The sequence below is a fragment of the Bacillus sp. CH_48 genome (assembly GCF_038008465.1).
In the GTDB taxonomy this organism is placed as follows: Bacteria; Bacillota; Bacilli; order Bacillales; family Bacillaceae_G; genus Bacillus_A; species Bacillus_A thuringiensis_S.
Genome location: NZ_JBBOZF010000001.1, coordinates 3,773,195 through 3,785,018, shown reverse-complemented (window position 1 = coordinate 3,785,018; position 11,824 = coordinate 3,773,195). Strand labels below are relative to the sequence as shown.

Genomic DNA, 11,824 nt, shown 5'->3' with positions numbered 1-11,824 from the left:
TATATTCGAAAAAGTGCCTTACCCCTGATTCCTCTGTGCCTCTCTAAACTCCTCCTTCACCTTCTCTAACAACCCTTCTTCCGTAATTAATCGATACGCCGTATTTGCTAATGCTTTTGCCGATGTAATTAATGCTTTATCTCCAAGTTCTGAACGTGCTGCTTCTCTAAATTCATTCGTATGTGCAATTAAGTCATCTGGTCCGATTTTAATGTACGGATGAATTGTCGGTACGACTTGACTTACGTTTCCTGCGTCGGTTGAACCGATCCCTACTCTTTCTTTACGATTTACCTCTTCACCTAATAGTTCTAATTCTTCCGCTACGATATCGTTATATGTTTTTGTTACGAGTAATTCATCGATTTCATTTTGGAATTGATGAATTTTTACTTTTGCACCTGTTGCTAACGCTGCTCCCTCAGCAATGTTTCTTACTTTTTCTGTTACTTCTGCACATCTTTTTCGCGTTGCTGCGCGGATGAAGAACCTTGCCGCGGCGTAGTCAGGAATAATGTTAGGTGCTTTTCCGCCTTCTGTAATAACGCCATGAATTTTCACGTCTGACGGAAGTTGTTGGCGAAGTGCGTTAATACTGTTATAAAGCTGAATAACCGCATCTAATGCATTAATCCCTTCTTCTGGTGAGGCTGCAGCGTGAGCTGTTTTTCCGTAAAAATGAAAATCAAGTGGATCGACTGCTAATGAAGGACTCGTTGTCGCTGTCTTTGCGCTCGGATGAATCATAAGCGCCGCATCAATGTCTTTAAATAAACCTGCCTTTACATAACTTGATTTCGCGCTACCATTTGGCCCGCCTTCTTCTGCTGGTGTACCAAACACGACAACTTCCCCGCCAATTTCTTCAAGCGTTTCTGATAATGCGATTGCTGCTGCAACGCTAATTGTGCCAATTAAATTGTGACCACACGCATGACCTAGTCCTGGTAAAGCGTCATACTCCGCTAAAAATGCAATGACTGGTCCTTGTTTTCCTGAACTTTTTCGCGCGATAAAACCTGTTTCATGTCCAGCTATATTGTGTTGCAGCTGAAATCCTGCACTACCTAGTAATAAGCTTAACGTTCTGGATGCGTAAAACTCTTGGTTTCCAATCTCCGGATTCGCATGAATATCATGACTTGTTTCTATGTACTTTTCCTTATTTCTTTCGATACTCTCTTCAATTGTTTTTCTTTGTGACGTTACTCCTGTCGCTCCCATTGTTCTTCCTCCTTTTATTTTCACGTAAAAAAGCCTCTTTCTAAAAGATAGAAAGAGGCTTCTGTATATACAATCAAAATGAGCTTCTTTCTTATCTTTCAAGTTACCTTGCTGGAATTGGCACAGTATTCATAACGAATCCGCTGCCGAGGTATCATAGGGCCAGTCCCTCCACCTCTCGTGATAAGAATTTTCATAAAATTATATTAAATTACATTCATTCTAAGTTCATTCCAAATAAAAGTCAAGGAATTCCTATCCGAATTTACCGAATATCTAAAAATCCTTTTAATACACCAATTGTTTCTGGCGCTTGCAGTCTGGCACATACGTACGGAAATTCTGTACTACCTTCAAACATCATTTGAGATGTAAGCGGTGCGCCTGCCCAGAAGATTTCATCATCAATTACGATAAACGGGAATGCTTTATTTTGTCTTTGTAACTTTACATTTTTCAGTGGAACTGGTCCATCACTATAAACTGTTATCTGTGCATTTGTAAGCATTAACGCTTGCCATACTCGCTTATCCACTTGTTTTGTACTTGGAAGTGAAATAATAATTTTTCGTTTTGCGGCTAAAATATCTTTTAATAACCCTTTCGGCTCTTCAAGATTCATTTCCATAAACCAGCGTAAACGTTTCGAAATTTTCCGTTCCCACAATTGTCTTGATGTCGTGCGATCATACACATCTCCATGACGTTCTATATGAGCTGTTAATTGTGATAACGCTTGTTTTCTCGAAAGGTTTTTACGCATATAATGGCAATCTGATAATTGAATGAACTTCCCTCTCGCTCTTGTCACTGCTACATTGACGAGGCGATGGTTTTTGTGATCAAAGAATAATACGCCAGGTCGTTCTTGCGGATAACTGTCAACCGTATCAAAGATCATCATATCTCTTTCAGAACCTTGGAACTTATGAACTGTCGCCGCTAAAACTGGTATGTTTTGATATTTCGTTCTCTGCAACATTTCTCTAATACACGTTGATAAAAAGCGTGACTGCGCCCTGTAAGGTGTCACAACACCAATCGACTGAACACCGTCTAACAATCCGATTAACATCATTTGCATCGCTACTAAACCAGACATAATGTTAAAACGTGAACCAGAAGCCGCATCTTTTAACGAAAAAGCTCCCATTTGGCTCGTATCAAATAAAACACTCGCTTCATTTGCGAACGGCTGCAATTGCGCAAGTTCTTTACGCTCTGAAACAGAAGGATGATCGTATACTCTATTTTTATAAATAAACGAATTCGTAAACTTCGATATATTCGCATGCATACGTCTTTGTTCCTGCAACATAAATAGGTTCGGATGTGCTTCTGATTTATTAACAGACTCAACAATCCCAGCATGGTAAAACATATCTTCCCCAAGCCATTTGCGAACAAGTTCATGGTTCGCCATCGCAATTGGAGGTAATTGTAAAAAGTCGCCACAAACAACGATACGTTTTCCAAGTGAAGCAGCTAATGCGATTTGCGGAACGAACGCCATACTCACTTCATCTACGACAACTAAATCAAATGTACGCTCATAAATTAGCGCATCAATTGCACATTTTGATAGAGTTGCACCAATTACTTTCGCATTTTCAATATATTCTTTTTCTACTTCTTTAATTTTCGCTTTTTGCTTTCGAAGATCACTTTCAATCTCTTGTATACGCTTCTTATCAGCAGAAGTCGCTTTATATGATAAAATCTTTTCACGAAGATCTTGTCGTGTTTCTTCTAAATAGAGTCTTTCTTCTCCCCAAGATCCGTTCGTCGTTTCAACTAGCTTCGACGTAAGTAATGTTTCATGATTTCGTATATGTTCATGTTGACTATAACCGTAACGAACAATTTCGCCAGGTGTCCATTTCTTTTTCTTCTCAATTTGTTTCGTTACTTCGCTCATTAATACGTCCACTGCCGCATTACTATGAGCTAACACAAGTACCGATTTTCCTTTTTGGTAATGAGCCGAAATAATACGTGATAAATTGTACGACTTCCCTGTTCCAGGCGGTCCCCATACGTACGTTGTCGGATTGTAAAACGAACGATATGCTAGTTCATTTTTCGGATTTTTCATCTTCTCAATATGCTTCGGACTGCTCGTCCCATCAACGAGACGCTTTATACGATTACGTTTTAGCTTATCTTTACGTGCTTCTTTCAATCGCTCTTGCAGTTGCTCTAAAAGTTGCCACGGTTCACTGTATAAAACCGCTTCTCTTATTTCACCTTGTATATAATCATTTAATTTCAATTCTATTTCTAATCCATGTACAGATAATACTTCTCCTGTCGCTTCCTCACCATCGAACTCAATTCGAATTGGTGAACCTTCAGGTAAACTTACTTCCGAAATAAGCTGAAATACATACACTGTATTCTCATAATCTGTATATAAAAAACGACCGTTCATGATAGAAATTTTACTACCACCTATCGTTTTCCAATGTTTAATTTCATATGCTAATGCATAATGCCACTCTTTCATCGTTTCCGATAATGAAGGAGTTTGAGTAGGTATATTCATCGTATAATCTCCTTCCTTCTCCCCAAACATACTTTCTCACTATACCATACAACACGCTTAAATTTGTAAGGTTTTTATCTTGCTTATTTTCTTAATTTTCAATAATATATTGTATATAATTTTCAGAAAGAAGGAATCTACATGCCAGTTAGAAGAATTGAACACGTAGGACTTATGGTTGCAAACTTAGAAACATCTATTACTTTTTATGAAAAAGTAGTTGGCTTACAGCTCATTAAGCGAATGGGACACCCAAACCCAGACTTAAAACTCGCTTTTTTAGGTGTAGAAGAATCGAAGGAAACGATACTTGAATTAATTGAAGGCTACAATTCTTCTCTTCCGGCAGAAGGAAAAGTACATCACATTTGCTTTAAGGTAGATTCATTAGAAGAAGAAATCACAAGACTAAAGAAACACACAGTAACCTTTTTACTAGGAGAAGAAGTCGAAACATTACCAGATGGAACACGTTACATATTCTTCGCTGGTCCTGATGGAGAGTGGATTGAGTTTTTTGAGACGGAGAGATAAAGCAAACCTTTATTTTGCGGGATAGAAAAGGAGCCGGAATTACGGTCCTTGTTTTTAACCAGTAACAATGAAACATACCTCCAACCTAAGAATTTACCAAGATTAAAAATACAATCATTTTGTTAGGAGGAGAGAATGGGAAATACAGTCTTTATTATTGTTTTTTGGATACTGATACTATTTCCAATCCTTTATGTAATCAAGATAAAGGATTGGAATATAAAAACAGCTGCCTTATTTGTTGGAAGGATTCTATTAAGTATTGTCTATTTTATAAATGGAATGGTATTAGGTCTGCAACGAAATTGGGTAGAACCTCCCTATGAAACAGAATGGGATTTCTTTGTAAAGTCTTTACTAAACGGAAAAACTGATGCACTTATACACTTGTTACTTCTAATTATTATCATTACTTTGGATCTATTCATTACATTTTATTATATCAATAAAAAGAAATAGGATATTCTCTCCTATTTCTTTTTTATGAGTAGCGCCATATCGTTATCAAACTAAGGTTTTATGTTGCCCCTAAACAATAATTTTTTACATTTTTACTCTGGAGATGTCAATTTTACTATATTTTGGGTATTTATTTTTACTAGCTTGATGGACATGGGGGTGATTTATTTTCTTAGGCTGATAGGCATGTGGTGCTATCCCATTGCTATTAAGCTAAGAATTTAATTGTAATATCATTTAAGGTAATACTTAAGATACAAATAAAATATCTTTTCCATGTCGCACTGTTTTATTGAAGTCTATCCCGAGTTGTAGCTAGTTCAATGCGACTGTAAATTCGGAGTTCGGTGCGCCAGCAAATACAACCGTTCCGTTCTCTGGTAGTTTCACTTTGTTATTATCACTAACGACGGTAAAATTGACGCATACTCCATTCTCATCATACACCGCGAATGAACTTCCTGATGGCAACTCCACATTCATCGTTTTCCCTGCTGCCTCTTGCGGGACCGTAAACCATTTCGCATGCCCATTTTTTTGCAATGTAACTTTCGATAATTGACCTGTATCAAGGGGTTTTACGTTAGATTCACTGACGTATAAAAAGCTGGACATCTCCATATATTCAGTACCATCCTCTGTATAGAAATGGGCTTCCTTTGTATCCCGCCCATTCATCACAGGAATTTGAATTTGATGCGTCGCCGTATTCGGACCTGTAATTTTTTTGCCGTCCCAATATCCATCCTTGATCGTAATTTGTGTGTTAAGAGGCATTAGTTGTCCTAGATAGTTCATAGAATTAAATTTTTCGTTAACGAGATAGAACTTGCCACCCTCGCGCTTCGCCCATGCAGCAGCTGTTTTCTTCGGTAACACATTGTTTTCTAATTTCTGGGCTAAATAGTGAGTCAGCACATTTTGCCCCAATCCCGGTGATAATTCATATGTGCTCTCTCTCAAATAAACTTTTCCATTCTTCTCTGTGACGAAGTTAAGCTTGGAAGTACCCTTCTCATTTATAAAGCTTCCATCCGCCGTATATACATATTTTTCTTCCGGTTTAGTTGGTAAAACCAGTTCTCCCTTCTTCGTAATTTCTATTTTGAAATGGCTATAGCTATTTCCATAAAATCCTGCTTTTTTTACCACGTCTTGAGGTACTTTAGCCTTGACGGGCTTTCCGAAGGATTTATCTGGCTTTATATCCTTAATTGTCCCTTTCTCTTTAAGCCTAGCTAGCAGTAATTTATTTGCCAACAGTTGATTTGTCATGCTGCTGCCGCCGGAGGACAATACAGCTGCTGCCATCTTCTGTTCTGGAAGCACGACCAATGTAGCATGTTGCAGTATCGTATCCCCACCCTTAGTCAACGCTTTTATCCCATATTCACTGAATGGGTATAGTTTTACACTATCCCAGCCAAGTCCATAGTTGAACACATTTCCGCTATCTCCCGGCCACATTCCTTTTTTATATTCTTCTTGTTCCATCGCCTTGACTGCTTTATTAGAGAGAATTTCTTTTCCCTGTCCCATAAATATTTGTGAGAATCGCACCACATCTTCTGCAGTAGAAGAGATTCCTCCCGTACCAATTAGATTCACCATTTCACTTGGTAGCTGTCCCTGGTATGTCGGAGAATACAGTCCAGCCCGCTTTTCGTCTTCCCATTTGTCTTGCGATGTTATCGTATGATTCAGTTTTAATGGCTCTGTAAACTTTTGATGTAGAAATTCAGTAAAACTCATACCGCTGACTCTTTCTACCAAGATCTCAGCCAGTGTAAAACCGTCATTACAGTATACTGAGAACGCACCAGGGTCTGCCTTCAAGTTTTGGTTGGACAATTGTTGCAATAATATATCATGGGCATAAGCATCATTATCTTTAAATAAAAATACATTATTGAACGTCGAACCTTGCAAACCCGAGGAGTGATTCAACAGCATACGCGGTGTAATACGCTTATATCGTTTATCTTTCATTTTAAAATCAGGAATATAGCGGGCAACAGGAGCATCCAAATCAACTTTTCCTTCGTCTACCAGTTTCATAACAGCCGCAGCTGTATATACTTTACTGGTTGAACCAATTCCGTATAGAGTATCTTTGGTTAGTGGCTCTTTCCCTTCTATGTCGTTCTTACCTGTCTGCCCCGACAAAATAAGTTTACCATTATCAATCAGCGCATACTGTACACTAGTCGTCTCATAGGACTTCGTGAGCAGTGCAGCGTTCTCTGCAGCAATCTTCTCTAAATCTTTGCTAGCAACTTCTTGGCTAGATACAACCGGAGTCTTACTGCTAGAAGACGCTATCGCTCCTGTTGGTAGACTCATCGTTAGAGCTAAGGTAGCGGCTAACACTCCAGATAATTTATTTTCCATAAGAAAAATTCCTCCTTAGATAAATGATCGATTTCATCTTTTATTTGTTCAATTACAAACATCACATAAACTACTATTCTGGCTTTATCCCTACTGTCTATATTCAACAATTAAAATACTTTTAAAAAGACCAGTATTCTCGGCTCTACCCATACTGTTCAAATTGCCGTCAACATATGCCCCTCCAGCAAAAGTATCAAATCCTAGAATAACATCTGTATGTTCCCATATCGGGACACCGTTAGGAAATATAATTTCATAGATTCCTAGACCATATCCATTGATTCTTCCCTTTCCTGTAGGAACTGTAGTGAGTATTCTGTTCTTTCAGTAATTGCCACCAATAGAATGCTCTTATTACTAGTTTGTTTTTCGTATAAATGTATCCTATTTACCCTCCCTCTTTTACGCTTCTCTATATTTGTATCCTACACAATAAAAATTTCTTTTTTCTTATCCATTTCTTACAATTTCCTTACGTTCAAATCACTTCTATAATTAGATAGGTTTTATTTTAAAATCTCCAGGATAATAAGTGCATATATAATCCCACGATTTTATAGAAGATGGATTAATAACCTTTCATGCACATCTCTAATATTCCCTTAGATTCCACCCTCAACCTTTACCACAGTTCCAACTGGCATCAACACTTCTTCACATTCTTATAAGTGGAAGTCATTATTTCATATTCATCATTGTAAAAAGATAAAACGAGAACTGAAACACCCCCTAATATAATTGACGTTGTATGAGCTTTGATTGATAGCGACGGGGTACCGCCAGTATTTCGGAAAAAACCACACTAAGGGTATACAAGGTTTTATACAGTTTTTCAGTTAATCCAATAACAGACAAGAACCCTAAAACCGCACCAGGATAGGAAAGTATAAAAAAAGCATAGATCCATAGAACAAAAAAAAGACGATTCCCTTGTAAAATTAGGGAACCGTCTTTTTCTTCGCTATCGATAACAAAAATCAAGTACGTAATATTTTATTTGTCGATATTTTTTCAATCTTCATTATCGATTTCTATTGTACCCGTTCTAGCACTAACCTTTAAAATATTTAACAGATTATCAGGTGTCTTAATTTCCACTTCATATTCAAATTTTGATTGTGCTAAGTTGTCATCTTCTAATTCGAATTCTTTTTTCACATTAATAATTTCTCCATTTGTATGAGTTAAAGAAATTTCACGAACTTGTTTCTCTGTGTAGTTTTCATTCTTTTTTGCATAATTGTAACCCATACCATAATATCCACCAACAATAGCAATACCACTTACTAAAATAGTAATTACACTTATAATTATTTTCTTTTTATGTTTTAACATTTCCATCTACTCCTTAATGATTAATCCTCTATTCCAAATCTTGCTTCAAGTGCATTTTCTGCTTGCTCTAATTGATCTTCCAGTATATCGTGTTCTTTTTCTAGCGTTTGATATTGTTCAACAGTTATCGTTCCAGCGTGATAATCTGCTTCTAGCTGATTATCAGATAGATCTATCTTGTCATCCAATTGGTCAATTTCTTTTTTTGCTGCTAAGTACGTATTTAAGTTTTCTTCTTTTGCTCCAACTGGTTTCGTGTTATTTGCTTTTTCTACAATAGATGTGACTTCGTTTTTGAAATCTTGTGTTTGCTTCGTACCATTCGTAGCAGGCCCTATTTTGTTTGGTTCTTGTTGTAGTTGAGCAACTTCTTTCTGTAATTTATCATTTTCCACTTTCAGTTGTTGTACTTCTGTATTGTTATCAGCTTGAGTAGAACAAGCTGTTAAGAATAAACAAGACATTGCTCCAATCAGCATCCATTTTCCCATTCTGTTTTCCTCCCTTTACATGTGCACCTTATCCTTGCCTTTATATTACTGAACAAACATTAAAGGAAGATTAATGTATAAAAAAATAAAGTGAAGACTTTTACGGGTAGCCCGACTTCCCCTAACTCCCTCGCATTCGCCGAATTTTGAAGGAGGAGTCTTACTGCCCGTTAATGCTGGATAAAATGATATAATTAAATCGTTTCTAATCTTGCTTTAATGTTTTTGAATTATAGTGATACATATTAATAAGAAGAAAAGGAGAATGTTAATGCGAGTTCTTATTGTCGAAGATGAACAAGACTTACAAAATATATTGGTAAAACGATTAAATGCAGAACATTATAGTGTCGATGCATGTGGGAATGGAGAAGATGCCTTGGATTATATAAACATGGCTACCTACGATTTGATTGTCCTTGACATTATGATTCCCGGAATAGATGGTTTACACGTCTTACAAAGATTACGCGGGGACAATAATGAGACTCCTGTCTTGCTTCTTACAGCTAAAGATACAATTGATGATCGTGTAACAGGACTCGACTTAGGTGCGGATGATTATTTAGTAAAGCCGTTTGCTTTTGACGAACTGTTAGCAAGAATTCGAGTGTTAATGCGAAGAAAAACAGGAAATACATCTAATGTGTTTGAAATCGCTGACCTAGTGGTAGATTGCAATATGCATAAAGTAATACGAGGAGACCAAGTTATCACTCTTTCCAGTAAGGAATTTGCTATTTTAGAATATATGATTCGTAATAAAGAAGTTGTGTTGACACGAGATAAAATTGAGCAACATGTGTGGAATTACGATTATGAAGGTGGCTCGAATATTATTGATGTTTACGTCCGCTATCTTCGTAAAAAAATTGATAGCCAGTTTGAAACGAAGTTAATTCATACAGTGCGAGGAACTGGTTACGTATTGCGAGTAGAATCATGAAAAGACTATCAATAAAAATGAGAGTAACCCTGTGGTATACGGGGCTAATTGTAATTATTATGGCACTCGTGTTAGCTTTTATTTTAACTTCTTCAGATAAAGTTTTGCTTTTTAATATGAAAGATAAATTGAAGAGCACAGTAAAAGAAAGCATGGAAGATATCGAATATAAGCATGGACAATTAAAGATGGACGATGATTTTGAAGCCTTAGAAGATGGCGTAAATATAAGTATTTATAATAAACAAGGTGAGCTGCTAGCAGGAAATAGTCCTACAAGCTTTAATAAAAATATATCGCTTAAATCTGATGAAATACAAACCATTAAAGATGGTAATAAAGAATGGATAGTATATGATTTTCTCCATAATGCAGGCGGCGATGAGCAAATCTGGGTTCGTGGAATAATGACTATGAACCAATTATCATCAACGATGAATACGCTTATCGTGGTAACAATCATCTCATTCCCATTACTTATTCTCATTGCGGCAGTCGGAGGATATTTTATTACGCAAAGAGCGTTTCGACCTGTGCAACAAATGAGTGATTCAGCTAGTAAAATTGGTGATGGTAAAGACCTTTCGAAAAGAATTAATTTACAAGGTTCACCAAAAGATGAAATGTATCATTTAGCACAAACCTTTGACAAAATGTTCGAGCGATTGGAGACATCATTTGAAAGTGAAAAACAATTTACATCTGACGCATCTCATGAATTAAGAACACCAACATCTGTTATTATTTCGCAATGCGAATACGCTTTATCACAGAGGAATAATCCGAAAGAAACGGAAGAATCGTTAGAAGTAATTTTAAGGCAATCACGTAAAATGTCCACTCTAATCTCACAACTCTTATTATTGGCAAGAGCTGACCAAGGGAAACATAATACTTTCCAATTTGAATGTATCAATATGAGTGAATTAACGGAAATCGTCGTAGAAGAGCTCTCATTAATGGTGCAAGAGGCTTCGATTGATATAACAACTAATATAGAGGAAGACCTCTTTATTAAAGCAGATCAAACATTGATGATGCGTTTATTAATGAATTTACTAACGAATGCAATTGCATATAGCAAAGCGAGTGGAACTGTGAATATGCAACTATTCCGTGATGAAACCAACATAATAGGTAAAGTCTCTGATAATGGTATAGGCATCAGCGAGCAACATATTACTAAAATATGGGACCGCTTCTATCGAGTTGACGCAGCACGAACATCTTCAAACATCGGAAACACAGGTTTAGGATTGTCTATGGTAAAATGGATTGTCGAACTACACGGAGGAGAAATTACAGTTGAAAGTGCATTAGGAGAAGGCAGTACTTTTACATTTAAACTACCAATTGAAAAAAGAGCATAATTTATGCGCGTCTGTCGCTTCAAAATAAAGATTGATATTTAAAGGCTCTCTACAATCCTTATGTAAAAATAACTGACGCATTTTAAACATCATCGATTTTATCATTTTGGACAACCTATTCTGTTAAATTGATATACATGCGAAAAAACTATCGAAATAAAACCCCAGAAATCCAACGGTCTCTGGGGCTCCATTATATATTTAGCTCTTTTTGCTTTTTGTTTTGTTTATGTCTATACAGCAATTTTCGACTTATTAGAGAAATCACTAATAAGGTCAGAATTAATAAGATAAGTTGCATAAATGATAAATCAAAATATTTAGCACCTGTAACGATTAAAAGTGTAGAAATTGTGCCTTTTACAACGAAAAAAATAATAACCCATAATCCGCCTTTTTTCCAGTTCATTTTATATTACCCTTTCCTACGTTTAAATTCTTAAAAGATTTAATGATAGTTCTTACATGTGACAACTTAATAGAAATCTATTATATTAACAAAAAATTCATGTCTAATTAAATACGA

At 36.4% G+C, this 11,824-nt stretch carries 10 protein-coding genes and 1 riboswitch; of the genes, 4 read left to right on the top strand and 6 right to left on the bottom strand.

Going from position 1 to position 11,824, the window contains the following annotated elements; translation table 11 throughout:
* Positions 1-18 precede the first annotated feature (18 nt).
* Complete coding sequence (locus N2V92_RS19000; RefSeq protein WP_000501375.1) at positions 19-1,224, bottom strand: M20 family metallopeptidase; 1,206 nt, start codon at positions 1,222-1,224, stop codon at positions 19-21.
* Positions 1,225-1,312: 88 nt separating this feature from the next.
* A riboswitch (SAM riboswitch) is annotated at positions 1,313-1,414 on the bottom strand.
* Positions 1,415-1,489: 75 nt separating this feature from the next.
* Positions 1,490-3,799 carry an AAA domain-containing protein gene (locus N2V92_RS18995; protein WP_042598265.1) on the bottom strand — a complete coding sequence of 770 codons (2,310 nt, stop codon included), beginning with the start codon at positions 3,797-3,799 and terminating at the stop codon, positions 1,490-1,492.
* Between the two features lie 111 nt (positions 3,800-3,910).
* Between N2V92_RS18995 and N2V92_RS18990 the strand changes: the two genes are divergently transcribed.
* On the top strand, positions 3,911-4,303 hold the full coding sequence (locus N2V92_RS18990; protein ID WP_001145295.1) for a VOC family protein: 393 nt from the start codon (positions 3,911-3,913) through the stop codon (positions 4,301-4,303).
* Between the two features lie 135 nt (positions 4,304-4,438).
* Complete coding sequence (locus N2V92_RS18985; protein ID WP_000528636.1) at positions 4,439-4,762, top strand: hypothetical protein; 324 nt, start codon at positions 4,439-4,441, stop codon at positions 4,760-4,762.
* Between the two features lie 315 nt (positions 4,763-5,077).
* Here the strand turns inward: N2V92_RS18985 and N2V92_RS18980 are convergent, their stop codons facing one another.
* The 3 genes from N2V92_RS18980 to N2V92_RS18970 all read right to left on the bottom strand — a co-directional run bounded on the left by N2V92_RS18980 (position 5,078) and on the right by N2V92_RS18970 (position 8,982).
* On the bottom strand, positions 5,078-7,153 hold the full coding sequence (locus tag N2V92_RS18980) for a serine hydrolase domain-containing protein (RefSeq protein ID WP_042598267.1): 2,076 nt from the start codon (positions 7,151-7,153) through the stop codon (positions 5,078-5,080).
* A 1,014-nt stretch (positions 7,154-8,167) separates the two neighbouring features.
* Positions 8,168-8,491, bottom strand: a complete 324-nt coding sequence (locus N2V92_RS18975; RefSeq protein WP_042598269.1) for a PepSY domain-containing protein — start codon at positions 8,489-8,491, stop codon at positions 8,168-8,170.
* A 20-nt stretch (positions 8,492-8,511) separates the two neighbouring features.
* Complete coding sequence (locus N2V92_RS18970) at positions 8,512-8,982, bottom strand: lipoprotein (RefSeq protein WP_042598271.1); 471 nt, start codon at positions 8,980-8,982, stop codon at positions 8,512-8,514.
* A 271-nt stretch (positions 8,983-9,253) separates the two neighbouring features.
* On the opposite strand from N2V92_RS18970, the gene N2V92_RS18965 reads away from it, so the two are divergent.
* Together N2V92_RS18965 and N2V92_RS18960 are read left to right on the top strand one after the other, a co-directional pair.
* On the top strand, positions 9,254-9,928 hold the full coding sequence (locus N2V92_RS18965; RefSeq protein ID WP_042598273.1) for a response regulator transcription factor: 675 nt from the start codon (positions 9,254-9,256) through the stop codon (positions 9,926-9,928).
* Positions 9,925-11,298, top strand: coding sequence for a sensor histidine kinase (locus tag N2V92_RS18960; protein ID WP_042598275.1), 1,374 nt, complete (start codon positions 9,925-9,927; stop codon positions 11,296-11,298). Before N2V92_RS18965 ends, N2V92_RS18960 begins: the two co-directional genes overlap by 4 nt.
* Positions 11,299-11,491: 193 nt before the next feature.
* Here N2V92_RS18960 and N2V92_RS18955 read toward each other — a convergent pair whose 3' ends face one another.
* On the bottom strand, positions 11,492-11,707 hold the full coding sequence (locus tag N2V92_RS18955; protein ID WP_001104104.1) for a hypothetical protein: 216 nt from the start codon (positions 11,705-11,707) through the stop codon (positions 11,492-11,494).
* Between the last annotated feature and the right edge of the window lie 117 nt (positions 11,708-11,824).

Coding starts and splice junctions, on each gene's coding strand:
- N2V92_RS18970 (WP_042598271.1), bottom strand. CDS start 8,982: ATGGGAAAATGGATGCTGATTGGAGCAATGTCTTGTTTATTCTTAACA.
- N2V92_RS18980 (WP_042598267.1), bottom strand. CDS start 7,153: ATGGAAAATAAATTATCTGGAGTGTTAGCCGCTACCTTAGCTCTAACG.
- N2V92_RS18995 (WP_042598265.1), bottom strand. CDS start 3,799: ATGTTTGGGGAGAAGGAAGGAGATTATACGATGAATATACCTACTCAA.
- N2V92_RS18965 (WP_042598273.1), top strand. CDS start 9,254: ATGCGAGTTCTTATTGTCGAAGATGAACAAGACTTACAAAATATATTG.
- N2V92_RS18975 (WP_042598269.1), bottom strand. CDS start 8,491: ATGTTAAAACATAAAAAGAAAATAATTATAAGTGTAATTACTATTTTA.
- N2V92_RS18955 (WP_001104104.1), bottom strand. CDS start 11,707: ATGAACTGGAAAAAAGGCGGATTATGGGTTATTATTTTTTTCGTTGTA.
- N2V92_RS19000 (WP_000501375.1), bottom strand. CDS start 1,224: ATGGGAGCGACAGGAGTAACGTCACAAAGAAAAACAATTGAAGAGAGT.
- N2V92_RS18960 (WP_042598275.1), top strand. CDS start 9,925: ATGAAAAGACTATCAATAAAAATGAGAGTAACCCTGTGGTATACGGGG.
- N2V92_RS18985 (WP_000528636.1), top strand. CDS start 4,439: ATGGGAAATACAGTCTTTATTATTGTTTTTTGGATACTGATACTATTT.
- N2V92_RS18990 (WP_001145295.1), top strand. CDS start 3,911: ATGCCAGTTAGAAGAATTGAACACGTAGGACTTATGGTTGCAAACTTA.